This window comes from Onishia taeanensis (genome assembly GCF_013349955.1).
Lineage (GTDB): Bacteria > Pseudomonadota > Gammaproteobacteria > Pseudomonadales > Halomonadaceae > Onishia > Onishia taeanensis_B.
Window position 1 is genome coordinate 302,790 of the sequence record NZ_JABVXC010000002.1, and the last position, 18,231, is coordinate 321,020.

Consider the following 18,231-nt stretch of genomic DNA (forward strand, 5'->3'; position numbering starts at 1 on the left):
ATGGACCCCACACCCCAAAAAGAAACGACATATATCATTTCTTACCCGAAAAGTGGAAGAACCTGGCTACGCGCCATAATCGGAAAATTCATATCGCTTAAATATGGCATCGACGAATCCAGAATGCTAGAAGTCGAAGAGCTCACCAGAGAGCTAGGACTAAACCCCGTAAAATTCGACCATGACCAATCGGCGATGCTACAAAGAAAGCATTACAAAGAAATATTAGCAAAAAGAGAGGAGTACTGCCAAAAAAAAGTACTCCTCCTTACCCGAGATATAAAAGACACACTGGTATCCGCTTACTTTCAGGCGACCAAGAGAATAAATATATTCAACGGCTCAATTTCTGATTTTTTGTATGACGACCACCTCGGTGCCTACAAAATCCTCTCCTTTTATAAAAGCTGGATACAATCCAAGCACATACCTGGCGAAATAATGGTAGCTTCTTATGAAGACCTTCACAGCAATACCCATTTTACGGTAAAGAAAATCCTTAACTTTATCGGAATTTCAAGTATAGATGAAAACATGCTCGCTGAAGCCATCCATCATTGCTCCTTTGACAATATGAAAAAAATGGAAAAGAACCAATATTTTTCAACATCGGCGTTAAGGGCAGCTAACACCAACGACAATGATAGCTACAAGGTAAGGAGCGGCAAAGTGGGCGCTTACCATGAGCACCTGAGTGACGATGATATCTTCTTCATCGACACCGCGACAGAAAGATTCAAAATTGATCTAAATGATTTAAAAAGCAGGCTTTCTGTGTAGCGGCAACATCATCGTCACATCACTCGCCCAACAGGTAGCCTTAAGCAAAAATATGCAACTCAGCTTGAGGCTGCCATAATATCAAAAAATATTGATCATTGTAAAATGATTATATAACTCACACTACGCCCGGCACCCAAATAGGAGACCAGCCAATAACGCTAACAAATGTTTTTATTCCGGCACGAGGGATCATCAGCGATATCCTCCCCAAGCTGGCGTCCATGCATAGTTTCGTGAATCACACCCTGGCGCAAAGCATCAAGCGGCAAGAAAGCGACGACGCCCGCCAGCGCGAAGAAGAACTTAAGACCGAACTGGAACTTGAACTTGAACTTGAACTTGAACTTGAACTTTAACTCACCATCATCCGCATGAATATCGATAACCTCGCCAAGCGCCATGAGGCAACCTTGTCTGAGCTGGATGTCAGCCGTCGGTTCTGCGGCCCCGATATCGAGCTGGATAAGGATGAAGCGGCCGCCATTGAGCGATTGAGGCACCTCCATCAGCATATCCGCTCGCACTATGCCGAGCCATAGCCGTTCTCCCTCCTGACTATGAGAAGATAATGCAAGAAAGCGACTATGAACGAGTAATCCAGGAACTAGACGAGCTTATCCACGACACCAAAGAGCTGATCGAACGCTTCGAAGCCACCGGCATGAAGGGGCAGATGCAAGTAGACTACGACAGGCTACTCGCTATCCATGACCAGGCCGTTAAGGATCAGCGTGCCCACACCTTGACAATGCTGAACGATCACCCGTAAGCCCAACTTGATGGGAACTACCCCCTCACACATCCAGCGGCATAGACAACTCAGCTCTCTCCGACTACATCAAGAGGGGCTAATTCCACCAAGATGTCTGGAATTGTCTAACTCAGCCATTTTTTATCAGCCAAGGCTAAAGCGGCCGGCTCTGATGCCGGTAGGCACTTTACGAACTGACAACCCTACCGTGATGCAAGGAAGCAGAATGGTTTAGATCCGTACCAACCTGATGGCACTGACCGGCCAGCAACACCAAGCTCAAGCGCAGGACAGCTTGAGTACCGCCATGGAGCGGCTTTCCTCGAGCCTGAGAGTCAATGGAGCCAAGGATGATGCGGCAGGGCAAGCTATCGGCAACCGCATGAGCAGCCAGATCACTGGTCAAGCCATGGCGCAACGCAACGCCAACGATGGCATCTCGATGTCGCAGACGGCAGAAGGCGCCTTGGATCAAATCAATAACAATCTCCAACGTATCCGCGAACTGACAGTGCAGGGACTCAATGGCAGTCTGCGGACCAGCGACCAAGATGCTGTTCAGGCGGAGATCAACCAGAACCTCAAAGAGATTAACCGCTTGGCCGAATCCGTGGGTTACAACGGCATTCCGCTGCTCGATGGCCGGGCTGGGAAAGTGGACCTGCAAGTCGGTGCCAATGATGGCGAGACACTGGGTATCGATCTCTCACCACCGGGCTTTAGCGTCGAAGCCTTGGGTCTTGAAGACTTCAATGTGGCTGGCGTGCCGGGCACCGCGACCGAGCGGGACACCCTGGTCGGCAAGGCCGAGGATATCGTGCTGGCGGACGCGCGCACGACGGTAAACTACCCACCCGGCGCGGAACAGACGCTCTACACCCTCGATGAGGTCGATGAGCCGGGCAACTACTACGTCAGCACGGGATCTGGCAACTTCTCGCGCGTCGATGTCCAGGCCACCCACGAGACCGCCACGGACGAAAGCGTCGTCACGGTCTCCAATCCCCAGGCCCTCTACCAGACCCATAGTGCTCTGGATGAAACCGCCATTACGAACTTGGCACCGGGGCAACGTTTGCTCAACGTAGAAGACACCTTCTATATCGAAGAGGAAGTGGATGATCGCGTCACCTATCGGGAAGCGGGTTTTTCCGTGTCCTTCGATGAGAGCTCGGCTGCCACGGCCGAGATAGAACCTGACGCTAACGCACTCGATGGCAGTGGCTACTACACCGGCGTCGCCCCCGGAGATACCATCACCATCGAGCGCGGCGGCAATACTGTCAGCTACCAACAGGATGAATACGACACCGTCAACTTTCCTGATGTGGCCAGCCCCGATTCGCCGGAACTGGTGATGGGCACCGATCTCGACGGAAACGATCACTATTACGTCAAGAATGGCAGCGGCAGCGATATCGATTACCACCAGGTCGATGATATCCAGGATCGTCTGCGGGTGTCGTCGTCGGCCCTCGCCAGCGACCCGTCGCAAGTCGACCAGACGGTCACGCAAGTCAATGCCTTCGAGTTCGGTGGCGAGACCTACGATATCGATGATTTCGACAACATCAGCTTCGAGGACACCACTAGCCCCACAATCGTCAAATATGAGGATGATAATGATAGCAGCGTGGAGTACTTCCTACGCACCGGGGCGTCAGGCAGCTATCAGTACCATGACATCACCAATGTGCAGACGGAGCTCGACATCGGCCATGCCGGCGACACCTTCGCCGGACCGGACCTGCTGACTCTGAGCCAGGGCGGCATAATCGACGAGGGACCGGGGGACCTCGGCATCACCCAGTCCCCCGAGGTCAGCGACTTCCTGCAAGCCGGTGTCACCGCCAACTTCCCGAACGACTTGGACGTCAGTGACCCTGAGCTTGTACAGCGGTCCGGCGACCAAGGCTGGGTCATCCGCGGCACTCTGAGCGGGGGCGGCTATGGCTACTACGACGCCGAACTAGAAGTGGAACTGGATGCCAATGGCAAGCCGACCGCTTATACCACCACCACCGATCAAGCCAGCCCCACCGTGCTCGGCGTGGACGAGCATGTCGTCGAAAAAGTACACGGCGTGTCGACGGTGACGATCGATCCTCGCAACGTCTCGGTCGAATACACCGATGCCGAAGGGCGGGTCTATGAGAACGTCCTGCAGGAGAACGAAGACGGCAACTATTATTTCGAACTGCCCGGTGAAAGCTCATTACTCGGCGGCTACAAGTCTGCCACGCTCGTCGATCATGATGGCGAAGGCGAGATCTTGCTAAAAACCAAGAATGGTAGTGGCGAGGTTGTCGTTTACTATCCCACTGAGCTGGATCAGAGCCGTAATGACAAGTTCTTCGTATTCACCGATGGTGACGGCTTCAACGATCAGGGCGACCCCCAAACGCGTCTGCGCATTCAGGAAGCCGGTGAAGACTTTCGCTTTCAGGTACCCCGCAACCCCTTGGCGGCACTGGACCGTGCTATCGGGATGGTAGACGCCAAGCGAAGTCATCTCGGAGCCATGGAAGGCCGACTAGAGTCAGTGATCACGGGCAATGAGACAACCAACATCAACCTCTCGGCAGCACGCTCACGCATCATGGATGCTGATTACGCTGACGAGGTCTCACGCATGACGAAGACACAGATTCTCCAGCAAGCCGGCACGTCGATGCTGGCCCAGGCCAACCAGTTGCCGCTGAACGCACTGTCTCTATTGGGTTGATACTCAAGTGACCGCGTATCATAACGGCACCTTATCGGCCTCCAATTGGAGGCCGGCTTGTTAGCCGCTAGTGCAGTACGCCCACTGCTCCAACATCAGTCATCGTTGACGCCCTAAGCCCGCAAAAAGATCACTGCACAGCCTACAAATGCACGATCACTTCCACGCGCCGGTTGGCCGAACGCCCTTCTGGTGTATCGTTGCCTTCCAGCGGCCGGGTATCGCCATAGCCGATTGCTCTTAGCCGTTTAGCGTCGACGCCAGCCGCCTGCAGCTGACGAAGTATCGCCGTAGCGCGGGCTGAAGATAGCTCCCAGTTGGACGGAAAGCGCTCGGTGGCGATGTCGCGGCTGTCGGTATGGCCCTCCACCGACACGGTGCCGTCGTAGCGCTGAATGATACTTACCAGCCGATTGACGACATCCTCCCCAATCTCGGTCAGGTCCGCCGCGGCCGATTCAAAGACCAGCCGGTCCTGGATGCGCAGATTAATGCCTTCCGAAACACTGGAGACTTCCACGCCTTCCAGGCTTGGCAACACCTTGGCATCGGCGAGCTGCGAATCAATGGCATCGCTAAGGTCTCTCGCGGACGCTACCGCCTCAGGCGATAAGCGGACCGTGTTGGCGGGTGCAGCCGGGGTGACGACGACTTTCATATCACCGAGCGCCGCTAGATCAAGGCGCTGATCGAGCATCACCGAGGGCGGAGGAGCAAACTCTTTGGCAGTGCCATACGACGGAAGAAGTGCCAGGGCACCAGAGGGGTCGATCTGTTTGACCGGAGTCGGCAGATGTTCTGCCAGAGCCAAGGGCTCGCGAGTCGTGACCTGTGTCTCGGACTGAGAGGCAGCCATTCCGTCCACCGCGGGCTGCTGCCAGGCCTGGATGGCACCGGCTAACATCAGCGCGCCCTCGGTCTGGACGCGCGGCGCGTCACCTGGAAGGAAGGTGGGCGATCCGTTGCCAATACCTAGCGCCACGACAATAGCTCCAGAAGAGACTTGTTCGGCTAAGGGTCCATCCGACAGCTGCTCATTTGGCTCGTCGGCGCTGTTTGCGGCGGCGACCGCCAATAGCAGGGCAAACAGGGCAACCAGCAGCGTCATGACATCGATGTAGCTGAGCATCCAGACACCGCTGGTGTCCTCGGGGCCGGCGTCGTCGAGAATATCGTGCTTGCCAGTTCGCCCCTGTTTTACCTCACGCATTATGGCGGGCCTTTCTCATCATCTTGGGCAACCGTCGGCGTGGTTTTCCGCTGGTTACCTGACCACCCGAGGCGCTATCGGGTTCATCACTCAACTCATCACGAAGCTCGTCGCGATGGTTGGCCATTAACGACTTGAGGGTCTCTTCAATGAACGACGGCAAACGCCGGCGCGACATTAACGATACGCCTTCGAGAATCATATTCATGGCGATCAGGCGCTCTTCCGTGCGACGCTCGAGCTTCACGGCGATCGGCTTGAAAACCAGGTTTGCCAACACGATGCCGTAAAAGGTCGTCAGCAGTGCTACGGCCATGCGCTCACCGATAACGCCAATCTGTGCGGCATCCATCCCCTCCAGCATATTGACCAGCCCGACCAGGGTGCCAATCATGCCGAAGGCCGGCGCATAAAGCGCCATGGTGCGAAAGATCTGTGCTTCGGCTCGCTCGCGGGCTTTTAGGCGGGCGATCCGCCAGCTCAGCAAGTCAATGATTTCTTCTTCCCGGGTATTGTCGATCACCAACTGAATACCGGTGCGCATGAAAGGGTTGCGTAAGCTGTCCAGCCTTTTCTCGACCCCTCGTACATCGCCAGAAAACCATAGCTTTGCCAGCCCCACCAGCTCTTGAAGGTCTTCTTCAACGCGGCTGTTCTCGCGACGGAATACCAGCCCGACCAGCCGCACGACCCGCACCACCTCACGCAGGGGATAACTAATAAAAGTGGCGGCCAGCGTGCCGGTCAGCACGATGGCAAGCCCTGGTAGGTTGATAAAGCTCGAGGGTGCCTGGGCACTCAGCAGTAGCACACTTGCCAGCATCATCAAGCTGGCTGCAATACCAATCAGTGTGGAGGGGTTCATGATCTGGATATCCGCCTGGGTCGCTGATAAGGAAAAGGAAAACCGGGAGAGCGTGGCATGGCTGGCAGCGTACTTGCCCTACAGGTGCCCGCCTGGGCTCGCTAAAGTTTCTGCATGGGCCGTCGATAACTGTCGTTGAGTAAAAAAACAACCTCAGTACATGAAGGGCTCACCAGCATGACATCACCGATCAATGAATCAGGCACTCTGCATGCAATGCCGGCGCTCCAAGAGCTCACGCCACGGCAACGCATCGACAGCGCTCTTGCGCAATTGCCAGCAGCCGGCGAATCCGCCGCTGATGGGCGTGGTGCCTCAACGGCAAGTTCGTCTGCCGTCACCGGCTCGCCAGGTGCAGGCGAACTCGTTGCGCCTATCCAGCGTATCAACGAGGTCATGCGCAGTTATGGGATCGAGTTTTCGCTCGATGAACATCCGTCTCGTGTGGTAACGCGAATCGTCGATCGCGTCAGCGGTGACGTCATTCGCCAGATCCCATCAGAAGAAGTGCTGCGAATCGCGAAGCAGCTTGACGAGCTTCAAGGCCGCCTGATCAGCTTCGAAGCTTGAGCAGGCTATATAAGCCCCAAGCGTCAACTTCCTGGTTCTGGCTTCTGGATGCTGCGACCAAAGGGCTTGCTGGCCCTCGGCATGGCAAGTAAGGCCTGCGATGCTGGAATGGCCAAAGCCCCCAGCCAGTCGGGAAATAGCCCGTCAGGAATTAGCCCGTCAGAAATGTTCGCTGCAAGACGGGCATCTACGCCTACAACGTCAAACCTCGGGTCTACCGCACGTCATGCCAGCAGGCCTTACTAGACCTGCATATTCATCACGTCCTTATAGGCGGTAACGAGGCGGTTGCGAACCTGCACGCCCATTTCGAACGCCACACTGGCTTTCTGCATGTCGACCATCACGTCATTCAAAGCGACATCGCTGTCCCCTGACAGGAAGGCGGTGCGCTGGCCGGCCGCCGTCTGCTGCATCTCGTTGATGCGCTGCAGCGATGAGCTGAGCTCATCGGCAAAGCCCCCCTGCCCTACCGATGTGGACACGGACTGCCCCTTGAGCTGCTCGCCGCTGGCCTGAGCGGAAAGGCTCTGCATCTGCTGGAGCGCCGACTGAATCGAAGGAGAACTCATGGGCTTAGCCTCATCGTGGGAGTAGTGGGTGAAGCCTAGCAGGAACTCTTGGCACCCCATTCAGCCAATTGGCGACAAAACCGCAGGCTTTTCTGACCTTTGTCGTTGCCGCAGCTAAGGATAATAGCGTTCATCACAGTACTAACCAAAACGGCACTGACCCACTTGCGCTGGCAGACACGGTCCTGATGGAAGCAGTACCGACGGAAACAGTACTGATTAGACGTAGCACTGCCCGAACTAGTACCGCCCGACTCGGGACGGACACCCGCGATGAACGGATGTTGACATGTCTTCTGCCCACACCTTTGAGCACATCACGACACGCACTGCCGATCGCTGCCGGAGGCTTTCATGAGCAACGGGGCCACGGCCACCGATTCTGCACGCCAGGGCAATGCGTCCTCTGCCAGCGCACAGCGCGGGGCGGCACAACCAGCTTTCGATCGAATCAAGGATCAATTGAAGCGCAACCCCATGTTGCCACTGCTGATTGCACTGGCGGCGGTGATTGCGATAGTGATCGCCCTGCTGATGTGGGCTCAATCACCGGACTACCGGGTGCTTTATAGCAATTTGAGCGAAGCAGACGGTGGCCGCATCATCAACGAACTCGACAGCCGCCAGGTGCCCTATCAGTTTGCTGCTGGGGGCAGTGCCTTGCTGGTGCCGAGCGACAAAGTCAACACGTTGCGCCTCCAACTGGCCGAGCAAGGGCTTCCCCAGGGCGGCAATGTCGGCTTCGAGATCATGGACGACCAGGCCTTCGGCATCAGTCAATTTGCCGAACAGGTCAATTTCCAGCGCGGGTTGGAAGGCGAACTCGCAAGCTCAATGGAAGCCCTGGGCCCCGTATCCAAGGCCCGCATCCATTTAGCAATGGCCCAACCTTCGGTATTCGTTCGCGAAGAAAAACCCGCCAAGGCGTCCGTCGTTTTGACCCTGCAGCCCGGCAGGGTCTTGGGTGAGGGGCAGATCAACGCCATCACTCACATGGTGTCCAGCAGCGTTCCTGATCTGGCTTTAGAAAATGTGACCGTTGTCGATCAGAACGGTCGCCTGCTTTCACAACCGGACGGGGCCAGTAGCGGTCTCAACGGCACGCAGCTGGATTACGTCGCCGAGGTAGAAAACTCTTACCAGCGGCGCATAGAAAACATTCTCAAGCCCATTCTGGGCGACCAGAACATCCATGCTCAGGTGACCGCGCAGGTCGATTTCTCACGTCGTGAGGAAACGGCTGAACGCTATGGCCCCAACCAGGACCCCAATCAAGCCGCCATCAGAAGTTCACAGGTCAGTGGCACCTATTCGGGTGGTAATGAGCTAGCTCAAGGGGTGCCTGGGGCACTCACCAATACGCCACCGGGCGCTGCCGCCTCGCCGATCGATCAGGCCAACGCGGATGCCGGTGCTGGCGGAAACGATGGCGCCAACGGCAATGGTGAAGACGATGGCGGCGAACCGCCAAGTCGCTTGAGTCAAGACAACGTCATCAATTACGAAGTCGATCGTAACGTTACCCATATCCAGTATCAGCGCGGTGATATCGAACGCCTGACCGCCGCGGTCGTGGTCAACTACCGCGAGCAGATGAATGACGAAGGCCAGATGGAAATGGTCGCGCTGGACGATGCCGAGATCGCCCAAATAGAGCGCCTGGTGCGACAAGCCATCGGTTTCTCGCAAGGCCGTGGCGATGCGATCGAAATCGTCAACAGCCCGTTCACTGGCCAGGATGACAACACGGTCGAACTGGCGTGGTGGCAACAGTCTGACGTCCAGCAAATGGCCTTCAAGCTGGGACGCTACCTGCTGGTGGGTCTTGCCATCCTGCTGCTGTATCTCTTGATACTGCGCCCGCTGATCAAGCGCTATACCGAGCAGCCAAGCCTGCCTGGTGCCGGCCAGGTGTCTAGCTCCGGCCAGACCATCAGCACCTCGGTCGGCCAGGACGGTGATGAAAGTAATGCCAACAGTGTCGCAGGCGATGAAGGCCCGGCGGAGACCTATACAGCGCCCAGACGACCGCGCAAGTCCGCGACCTACGAGCAAAACCTTCAAGATCTTCGTGAGATGGCGCAGGAAGATCCCCGCATGGTCGCGATGATCGCACGCAGCTGGATGAACAAAGATGAGTAAAGACGCGAGCAAGCTCAGTGGCGCCCGTAAAAGCGCCATCCTGATGTTGTCACTGGATGAAGACAGTGCCGCCGAGGTCTTCAAGTTTTATTCGGCGCAAGAGGTCCAGAACATCAGTCAGCAGATGGCTGAACTCGGCCAGATCTCACATGAAGATATGCGTGTGGTACTCAATGAGTTCCGTCGGGAGATCGACGAATACGCCTCTATCAACGTCAACTCCAGCGATCATATCCGCTCCGTCCTGACCAAGGCACTGGGCAGCGAGCGCGCAACGAGCCTGATCGAGGATGTACTCGAATCCAAGGGCGCGAGCTCTGGCATAGATGCACTGAACCTGATGGAAGCCTCGGTCGTGTGCGAAATGATTCGCGACGAACATCCGCAGATCATTGCCACCATCCTTGTGCATCTGGAGCGCAACCAGGCCGCCGATATTCTGGAGCTGCTCGATGACAAATTGCGTAATGATGTGGTCCTGCGCATCGCCACTTTCAGCGGCGTGCAGCCGGCAGCACTGCAGGAACTGACCGAAGTACTTGGCAACATGCTGGACGGTCAGAACCTCAAGCGCAGCAAGATGGGCGGCGTAAGAACGGCCGCCGAGATCCTCAACCTGATGAACTCCAGCCAGGAAGAGACCGTTATCGAAACCGTACGGGCTCACAGCGAAGACCTTGCTCAGCGCATCATCGACGAAATGTTCCTGTTCGAGAACCTGGAAGATATCGACGACCGCGGCATTCAGATGCTGCTCAAGGAGATCGAGACCAACTCCCTGGTGGTGGCACTGAAGGGGGCGCCAGACACCCTGATGGAGAAATTCATGCGCAACATGTCGCAGCGAGCTGCCCAGCTGCTGCGTGAAGACATGGAAGCGCGTGGCCCGATTCGCCTGTCCCAGGTAGAAGCCGAACAGAAGTCCATTCTGCAAGTCGTCAGGCGCCTCGCCGATAGCGGCGAAGTGGTACTGAGCGGAGGAGACGACAGCTATGTCTGATCCTGACGGCCGCTGGAATGACCAATGGCGCCCCTGGCAAATGGACGAGCTCAAGGAACGTGCACGCAGCGCTCCTGCTGCACATCCTGCCGACCTGGAGCGCCAAGCCAGAATCCGGCGTCGCGCTCAGGAGCATCAGGCGGCTCTTGAGGCCGAACGGCAGCGGATACACGACGAAGCACGCGATAAAGGCTACCAGGATGGCTTCGAAGCAGGGCGCAAGGAAGGACACGAAGAGGGGCTGAAACAAGGCCGCGCTAAAGGCGAAGAAGAATTACGCCAGAAGACGCAAGACACCATTGCCCCTCTGCAACCACTCGCTGCCCGTTTCGGCGAAGCCATTGCCCAACTGGATGACGAGATCGCCGATGCGCTGGTCAACCTGGCCATTGCGACGGGACGTCAACTGGCGGGGGATGCCCTCAAGGCAAGCCCCGAGCAGATTCTGGACATTGTGCGTGAACTGATTCATGTCGAGCCGGCGCTGTCCGGTAAGCCAAGACTCTGGTTGCATCCAGAGGATATGACCATCGTGGAAGAGCAGCTTGGCCACGAGATCGAAAGTGCAGGCTGGCAGCTACAACCGGACGACCAGCTCAGCCGTGGTGGATGTAGGGTCACGAGCCAGAGCGGCGAACTGGATGCCAGTTGGGAATCGCGCTTCGAGGCCATCTCTGACCAGGTACGCCACCGGTTACCTGCTCACTCAGCAGTCTCTCAAGAGCAAGAGCAAGAGCAAGAGCAAGACCAGGAGACCAAAGCATGAATGCCGCCGAGCGCGCGACCACACACCAGACCCACTGGCGAGAAACCCTCGACCGGGTCATGGCGCGCGTTGAAGCATTGCCTAGCTACCGGGCCAGCGGCCGGATCACTCGTGCGACGGGGCTGGTGCTCGAAGCCGTAGGGCTTCGGGTGCCGCTGGGAAGCGCCTGTCGTATCGAGCTGAGTGCGGACAGCACCCATGCCAAGGCGCGCTACGCCGAAGCCGAGGTAGTGGGTTTTTCCGGCGAAAAACTGTTCCTGATGCCTCTCGCCGAGATCAGCGGCCTGACGCCAGGTGCCCGCGTCCTTCCTCTCGGCGATGGCGGAGCACAAACTGCCCGGCGTTTCCCGTTGGGGGCATCCTTGCTCGGACGAGTCGTCGATGGCAACGGCAAGCCTCTAGACGGTGCAAGATCATTACAGGACGTTCCCCATGCACCACTGGCCACGCCGCCACTGAACCCGCTGGCACGTGCGCCGATAGAGAAACAGATCGATGTCGGCATCCGCGCCATCAATGCGCTATTAAGCGTTGGCCGCGGTCAGCGTATGGGGCTTTTTGCCGGCTCAGGCGTCGGCAAGTCGGTGCTGCTTGGGATGATGGCCCGTTACACCAAGGCCGACGTGATTGTCGTGGGGCTGATTGGCGAACGTGGCCGAGAGGTACAAGATTTCATCGACAACATCCTCGGTGAAGAAGGGCGCAAGCGGTCCGTGGTCGTGGCGGCGCCTGCCGACACTTCTCCTCTGCAACGTCTGCAGGGTGCCTCCTATGCCACTCGCCTTGCAGAAGGCTTTCGCGATGAAGGCAAGAATGTGCTGCTGATCATGGACTCGCTGACACGCTATGCCATGGCACAGCGTGAAATTGCCTTGGCGATCGGTGAGCCCCCCGCGACCAAAGGCTATCCCGCTTCGGTGTTCGCCAAACTGCCCGGGCTGGTCGAGCGTGCAGGCAATGGCGAAAAGGGTGGCGGATCGATCACTGCCTTTTATACGGTCTTGACCGAAGGCGATGATCAACAAGACCCTATCGCCGATTCGGCGCGTGCCATCTTGGATGGCCATATCGTGCTGTCACGCGCGCTAGCCGAATCAGGCCACTACCCCGCTATCGACATCGAAGCATCGATCAGTCGCGCGATGGGGGCCATCACGGATCATGCACAGCAGCAGCAGGCACGGCTTTTCAAGCAGCATTTTTCACGCTATCAGCGCAACCGCGACCTGATCAGCGTTGGCGCTTATAGCCCCGGTCATGACCCACAGCTTGATCAGGCAGTTCAGCTATTCCCACACCTGGAACACTTCCTGCAGCAGCAAATTGAAGAACGTACCGACGTGGCAGAAGCCAAGCAGTCCTTATCGGCTATCGTTGGAGGTGGAAGATGAGTGCATCCTTACCGCTCGATACCCTGACAGAGCTGGCCAGAGAGGCTCGAGATGCAGCCGGCCAGACGCTGGCCAACGAACGACGCTCCCAGCAGCAGGCTGCGACACAATTGGACACCCTGCGACGCTACCGGCTTGAGTACGCCACTCGTCTGCAGAATGCCATGCATAACGGCATAGACCCGGCGACGCTGCACAACTATCAGCAGTTCCTGGCCTCCCTCGATGCCGCCGTAGACCGAGCTCGCGCGGCGCTCGAGGATCACTCGCAACGTGTCGAAGGCTGTCAGCAGCATTGGCGGGAAGAGCAGAAGCGCTTGACGTCCTACGATACCTTGGCGAATCGCCGCCAGGAAAAGGCGCGGCGTCTAGAGCAACGCCAGGAACAACGCCACAACGATGAAATGAGCAGCAATAGCCTGTTGCGTCGCACACCCGATGATCGGGGCCTCTAGGAGATTACATGGATATCATGGACGTAATGTCAGCCCCTTCATCCTCGAGCAAAGCCACTGGGCGGCAGGCCAACGGGGCACAGCAAGGCACCACTCAGGACTTTGGGGCGCTGCTGTCTCAACGCCAGACCCGCGCCGACGGCAAACAGGACGCTTCCTCGCCTCAGGCCTTGCCGGCATCGCAAGACACATCGCTAGCGCGCCTTAAGCAAGCGGTTGCGGCGCTGAGTCCAGAGCAGCTAAGTGCCTTGAAAGACCAACTTCAGCAATCCCCTGCTCAGGATGCCCTCAGCGCTTCACAACGAGAGGCACTGGCCGCCCTTCTCGATGGTGAGCCTCTGGGCGAGAAAGCTGCCCAAGACCTGAGCAAGGTCCTGTCAGCACTTGAGTCATTGCCAAACAACGGCCAGCAGAGCCCGACTTCAGACCCGGATAGCTCTCAGACCTGGGTGAGTGACGTCGACACGGATGGAACCGACCCATCCGTAGCGAGCGGCATCGCACCTGATGCGACGCCAAGCACCGACATCAAGGATGGCCCCCTGGGCCTGTCCGTGATTGCCGCGCGAATGAATCTCATCGACCAGGCTGGCAGTTCCAGTAATGGCAACAAATTAGCGCTGGCAGGCCAAGCCGCGGCGAATGGTGACGGCCGCCGAGATCAGACGACTCTCAGTCAGCCTGCACTCAATGCAGCAGATTGGCTCAACCGTAATGCGATGGCCCAGGCAGTCGGTGATTCCGCCGCGACCGCTGCCAACCGTCAAAGCATGCCAGGAATCGTCACCTCGGATAGCGCGGCAGCCGCCCTGATGGCAGATGGCGCCGATGCTCGCAGCGCCGCCTTCACGCCTTCATCCGCTAGCTCGGATATGCTGGCGGCGCTTTCATCTGGAGACCGTCTTAGCGGCATGGCCGGTGCAGGGGCCAACTCGGCATCCGTCAGCACATCTGCCCAGGCCCAGGTCGGCAGCGGGGCCTTGACCGCCCCGGTCGCCAGTCAGCAATGGCAGCAGCAACTGGGCCAGCAACTGCTTGGCATGACCCAGCGCGGTGACCAGCAGATGGAGTTAAAGCTTCACCCTGCCGACCTAGGCCCCCTGTCCGTCAGTCTCAAAGTCGCGGAACATGGTGGTGCCCAAGCCCAGTTCCTGTCGGCTCACGCCCAGGTTCGCAACGCCCTTGAGCAAGCCATTCCTCAACTGAGAGAAGCACTGGCACAGCAGGGCATCACCCTTGGCGACACCTCGGTAGGACACCAGGCATCCGGCCAGCATTCCCAGGAACAGGGCCTTGCGGGTCGTCAGTCACAGGGAACTGGCATCATCGGTGAAAATGATGAAGGTGGGGTGGACCCGCGCTCAATGCTGAGCCCATCAGCCACCAGCCTGATAGATGGGCGCGTGGATCTGTATGCGTGACGGCAATATACGCCTGCGTGGCCAGTTCCACATCGTCTCGTCTTCTCCAGCTGGTAAATGAGTGACCAGTGACAAAATCGTGAGTTGAGTGCTTTACGGTGGCCTATTCGCGCCACCGTTTTATCTCTTTAGCCCGCATACTCCCTAGCCAAAGGGCATCAACTACGACAATGGCGGAATAAATGGCAAAATCTTCGACCTCTTCAGGGAAAAAATGGCTTCTGGTCGTGTTGCTGATGGTTCTTGTGTCATCCGCGACGGCAGCTGGTGTCTACCTTCTGATGGATACGGGTAGCCAGGCACAAGCCGCCGAAAATGCCGAACCTGAGCCCGTGACGGCTCCCGACCCCATTTTCGTCAAAATTGATCCCTTCACTGTCAACATCAGTGGCGACGACTACGGCAACCGTTTCCTGTATATAGGCCTGACGCTGCAGGTCGACGATGAGACAACACGCGACCTGCTGGTCAACCACATGCCCCAGGTACGCAGTCGAATGCTGATGCTGTTTGCCGATCAAAGCGTCGAGGAATTGACCTCTCCAGACGGCAAAACCCGTCTGTCGGCTGAAGTCTTGAGCCTGTTCGATGTCCCCTTGACCGATCCACAACCCGAGCTGGCGATCAGTGATGTGCTGTTCACCGATTTTATTGTGCAATAACTCATAGTGCCCAAGCGCCATGTCTCAAGATGATCTGCTATCGCAGGAAGAAATCGACGCTCTGCTAAAGGGCGTAAGCGGAGAAGAGGAAAGCTCCTCGGACGCCGCTGGCAATGAATCGCGGGTAAAACCCTTCGACCCGGCCAACCAGCACCGGGTGATCCGCGAGCGCCTGCATGCCCTGGATATCATCAATGAACGCTTTGCGCGGCACTTCCGCATGAGCCTCTTCAACCTGATCCGACGCAGCGCCGATATCACTGTCGACTCAGTACGCTACCAGAGCTACAGCGATTTCACTCGCAACGTACCCGTCCCGACCAATATCAACATGATCACCATGAAGCCACTGCGCGGCTCGGCCCTGGTGGTATTCCCACCCAGCCTGGTGTTCATGGTCGTCGACAACCTTTTCGGGGGTGACGGTCGCTTCGTCACAAAATCCGAAGGGCGTGAGTTTACCAATACCGAACAGCGCATCATTCAGCGGATTCTCAATCTGGCCATTGAAGCCTATCAGGAGGCTTGGAGATCGGTATATCCGCTTGAGATCAGCTATATGCGCTCCGAGATTCAAGCGAAGTTTGCCAATATCACCAATTCTCCTAACGAGATCGTGGTCAACACCACTTTTCATCTTGAGGTGGGCAATCTGGCAAGCGACTTCCAGATTTGCATGCCCTATTCGATGATCGAACCGCTCAGGGATATTCTCACCAATCCGCAAAACGATAGCTTCGGTAGCGGGGACAAGACCTGGACCAAGCGAATGGCAGGTGAGATCCGCCACTCCGAAGTCGAGTTGGTTGCCGAATTTGTCGATATCCCAGCGCGCATTTCCCGCGTTATGAGCCTGCAGGTTGGCGATGTGCTGCCAATCGAGCTTCCCCAGACCGTGGGCGCCAGCGTCGATGGAGTTCCGGTCATGGAGTGTGAGTACGGCAGTCAGAAGGAACAACGAGCACTGCGCGTGCTGCGCATGATCGATCACGCCTCAATGTCCGGCAACACCCCGGATACCTTCATCAAGGGATCCGAGACATCCAAGGAAAGTAACGATGAGTGACCCGAACAAACCCGATCAGAACTCCATCCCCGATGATTGGGCCGACGCTATGGCCGAGCAAGAAGATGCCACTGCTTCGGGTAACGAACAGTCGGCCGAAGATGATCCGTGGGCGGCAGCACTCGCAGAACAGGATGCTGCCGAAGCCAGTGACCAGGGTGATGCTAAAGGTCAAGAAGCGGGCCAAGAGGCAGGCGAAGGAAAAGAGGCGACCTCGGCGGGTAGTCAGGTCTTCCGACAGCTAGGTGACGGAGCCGACAGTGGCACGGCTCGCGATCTTGATATGATCATGGATATCCCGGTCAAACTGAGCGTGGAGCTTGGCCGGACCAAGATCACCATCAAGCAACTGCTCGAGCTTGCACAGGGCTCCGTGATCGAGCTGGATGGTCTCGCCGGCGAACCCATGGATATCCTGATCAACGGTTATCTGATTGCTCAGGGCGAGGTCGTGGTGGTAGACGACAAATATGGCATTCGCATCACGGAGATCATTACGCCTTCGGAGCGGGTACAGAAACTGAATCGATGAGCTCGTCAGCATCCACCACCGGCGCCGCGGCCGATATGTCGTCGGCTGGAATCGATACCCTTGCTAGCGGCAGCGATAGCCTGATCGGGCTTGCCGTTATCGGCAAGGTCGGACTGGTCCTCGCCCTGATTATCGGTGTGATCTTGCTGGGAAGCCGCCTGGTACGTCGGATAGGCCCCCGCAGTTTGCGTGCCGGCCAACGCATCAAGGTCGTCAGTTCGGCGGCCGTCGGTCAGCGTGAACGTGTGGTCATCGTCGAGGTTGAAGGCACCTGGTTAGTGCTTGGCGTAGGCGGTGGCCAGGTCAACAAGCTGCATGACCTCGAGGCGCCTGAGCCTGATGCTGCTTCTACATCCCACCCTTCGGGAACCGAGGATAACGGCAAAGGCTTCGCCGAACGCTTTGCTATCGCCTTGCGGCATAATACCGGCGCCATGCTGAAGAACCAGCGAGACAACGGACGGAAAGACTCATGAAGCCACTTTCCGGTTCTAGAATCTCCGCCTGTATCCTGCCCCTCGGCCTGGTGATCATAGCGCTATTAGCGGCTCTGCTACCCGAGACGGCTGCGGCGCAATCGCTTCCCGGCATTGTATCGCGTCCTACCGGGGACGGCGGACAGCAATGGTCCATCAAGCTGCAAACATTGCTGCTTCTCAGCAGCATGGCCTTTCTGCCGGCCGCCTTGCTGATGATGACCTGCTTCACGCGTATCATTATCGTTTTAGGCTTGTTGCGCACCGCCATGGGCACTCAGTCTGCACCGCCCAATCAGGTCTTGCTCGGGCTCGCCCTTTTCCTGACATTCTTCGTCATGTCACCGGTGCTCAACGATATTTACCAGACGGCCTGGATCCCCATGGCCAATGATGACATCGCCTTTCCACGCTTCTTTGAGCTGGCAAGTCAGCCGTTGCGTGAGTTCATGATGGGCCAGACCCGCGAACCTGACCTGGCTCTCTTTGCGCGCCTGGCCGACATAGGCCCCATGCAAGGCCCCGAAGACGTACCGATGCGGGTATTGCTGCCGTCTTTCGTCACCAGTGAACTAAAAACCGCTTTTCAGATTGGTTTCACGCTGTTCATCCCCTTTCTGATCATCGACCTAGTTGTTGCCAGTGTGCTGATGGCGCTGGGCATGATGATGGTCCCCCCTGCAACGATTTCCCTGCCTTTCAAGCTGATGCTGTTCGTGCTGGTCGATGGCTGGCAACTGTTGATGGGCTCACTGGCGCAGAGCTTTTATTTATGACACTGACATCGACACCATTGCATCAGGCAAAGCGCACGGGCGATGCGTCTGTCTTTTAACGTCCAAGT

At 57.2% G+C, this 18,231-nt stretch carries 19 protein-coding genes; 15 read left to right on the forward strand and 4 right to left on the reverse strand.

What is annotated here, in order from left to right; translation table 11 throughout:
- Positions 1–780 carry a sulfotransferase domain-containing protein gene (locus tag HUS66_RS04200; RefSeq protein ID WP_175069698.1) on the forward strand — a complete coding sequence of 260 codons (780 nt, stop codon included), beginning with the start codon at positions 1–3 and terminating at the stop codon, positions 778–780.
- 161 nt (positions 781–941) lie between these two features.
- On the opposite strand, the gene HUS66_RS04205 is transcribed toward HUS66_RS04200, so the two are convergent.
- Entirely contained in the window at positions 942–1,295 is a 354-nt protein-coding gene (locus HUS66_RS04205; RefSeq protein WP_175069699.1) for a hypothetical protein, read from the reverse strand.
- A gap of 56 nt (positions 1,296–1,351) precedes the next feature.
- On the opposite strand from HUS66_RS04205, the gene HUS66_RS04210 reads away from it, so the two are divergent.
- Together HUS66_RS04210 and HUS66_RS18005 are read left to right on the forward strand one after the other, a co-directional pair.
- The gene (locus tag HUS66_RS04210; RefSeq protein ID WP_175069700.1) at positions 1,352–1,552 is read left to right on the forward strand and encodes a hypothetical protein; all 201 of its coding nucleotides are present in this window, start codon (positions 1,352–1,354) and stop codon (positions 1,550–1,552) included.
- 229 nt (positions 1,553–1,781) lie between these two features.
- Entirely contained in the window at positions 1,782–4,259 is a 2,478-nt protein-coding gene (locus HUS66_RS18005) for a flagellin (protein ID WP_340162742.1), read from the forward strand.
- Between the two features lie 142 nt (positions 4,260–4,401).
- Here the strand turns inward: HUS66_RS18005 and HUS66_RS04220 are convergent, their stop codons facing one another.
- Together HUS66_RS04220 and HUS66_RS04225 are read right to left on the reverse strand one after the other, a co-directional pair.
- Positions 4,402–5,469: an OmpA/MotB family protein gene (locus HUS66_RS04220; protein WP_175069702.1), complete on the reverse strand. Its 1,068-nt coding sequence runs from the start codon at positions 5,467–5,469 to the stop codon at positions 4,402–4,404.
- Positions 5,462–6,334 (reverse strand): motility protein A, encoded by an 873-nt coding sequence (locus HUS66_RS04225; RefSeq protein WP_175069703.1) that lies wholly within the window; start codon positions 6,332–6,334, stop codon positions 5,462–5,464. Before HUS66_RS04225 ends, HUS66_RS04220 begins: the two co-directional genes overlap by 8 nt.
- Before the next feature lie 135 nt (positions 6,335–6,469).
- On the opposite strand from HUS66_RS04225, the gene HUS66_RS04230 reads away from it, so the two are divergent.
- Positions 6,470–6,904, forward strand: a complete 435-nt coding sequence (locus HUS66_RS04230; RefSeq protein WP_340162738.1) for a flagellar protein FlaG — start codon at positions 6,470–6,472, stop codon at positions 6,902–6,904.
- Positions 6,905–7,146: 242 nt separating this feature from the next.
- Here HUS66_RS04230 and fliE read toward each other — a convergent pair whose 3' ends face one another.
- Positions 7,147–7,476, reverse strand: coding sequence for a flagellar hook-basal body complex protein FliE (gene fliE, locus HUS66_RS04235; protein ID WP_112053603.1), 330 nt, complete (start codon positions 7,474–7,476; stop codon positions 7,147–7,149).
- Between the two features lie 354 nt (positions 7,477–7,830).
- On the opposite strand from fliE, the gene fliF reads away from it, so the two are divergent.
- The 11 genes from fliF to fliP all read left to right on the forward strand — a co-directional run bounded on the left by fliF (position 7,831) and on the right by fliP (position 18,163).
- Complete coding sequence (gene fliF / locus HUS66_RS04240; protein ID WP_175069704.1) at positions 7,831–9,618, forward strand: flagellar basal-body MS-ring/collar protein FliF; 1,788 nt, start codon at positions 7,831–7,833, stop codon at positions 9,616–9,618.
- A complete protein-coding gene (gene fliG / locus HUS66_RS04245; protein ID WP_175069705.1) occupies positions 9,611–10,618 on the forward strand; it encodes a flagellar motor switch protein FliG in 1,008 nt (335 codons plus the stop codon). Before fliF ends, fliG begins: the two co-directional genes overlap by 8 nt.
- Entirely contained in the window at positions 10,611–11,384 is a 774-nt protein-coding gene (fliH, locus tag HUS66_RS04250) for a flagellar assembly protein FliH (protein ID WP_175069706.1), read from the forward strand. The genes fliG and fliH overlap by 8 nt, the downstream gene beginning before the upstream one ends.
- A complete protein-coding gene (gene fliI / locus HUS66_RS04255) occupies positions 11,381–12,775 on the forward strand; it encodes a flagellar protein export ATPase FliI (protein WP_175069707.1) in 1,395 nt (464 codons plus the stop codon). The genes fliH and fliI overlap by 4 nt, the downstream gene beginning before the upstream one ends.
- Complete coding sequence (gene fliJ / locus HUS66_RS04260) at positions 12,772–13,230, forward strand: flagellar export protein FliJ (protein ID WP_112053450.1); 459 nt, start codon at positions 12,772–12,774, stop codon at positions 13,228–13,230. Before fliI ends, fliJ begins: the two co-directional genes overlap by 4 nt.
- 8 nt (positions 13,231–13,238) lie before the next feature.
- Entirely contained in the window at positions 13,239–14,651 is a 1,413-nt protein-coding gene (locus HUS66_RS17625; RefSeq protein ID WP_217487897.1) for a flagellar hook-length control protein FliK, read from the forward strand.
- Between the two features lie 182 nt (positions 14,652–14,833).
- Positions 14,834–15,313: a flagellar basal body-associated protein FliL gene (fliL, locus tag HUS66_RS04270; RefSeq protein WP_175069708.1), complete on the forward strand. Its 480-nt coding sequence runs from the start codon at positions 14,834–14,836 to the stop codon at positions 15,311–15,313.
- A gap of 19 nt (positions 15,314–15,332) precedes the next feature.
- Complete coding sequence (gene fliM / locus HUS66_RS04275; RefSeq protein ID WP_175069709.1) at positions 15,333–16,379, forward strand: flagellar motor switch protein FliM; 1,047 nt, start codon at positions 15,333–15,335, stop codon at positions 16,377–16,379.
- Positions 16,372–16,911 (forward strand): flagellar motor switch protein FliN, encoded by a 540-nt coding sequence (fliN, locus tag HUS66_RS04280; protein WP_175069710.1) that lies wholly within the window; start codon positions 16,372–16,374, stop codon positions 16,909–16,911. Before fliM ends, fliN begins: the two co-directional genes overlap by 8 nt.
- A complete protein-coding gene (gene fliO / locus HUS66_RS04285) occupies positions 16,908–17,387 on the forward strand; it encodes a flagellar biosynthetic protein FliO (protein ID WP_175069711.1) in 480 nt (159 codons plus the stop codon). Before fliN ends, fliO begins: the two co-directional genes overlap by 4 nt.
- Positions 17,384–18,163 carry a flagellar type III secretion system pore protein FliP gene (fliP, locus tag HUS66_RS04290; protein WP_175069712.1) on the forward strand — a complete coding sequence of 260 codons (780 nt, stop codon included), beginning with the start codon at positions 17,384–17,386 and terminating at the stop codon, positions 18,161–18,163. Before fliO ends, fliP begins: the two co-directional genes overlap by 4 nt.
- Positions 18,164–18,231: the final 68 nt, after the last annotated feature.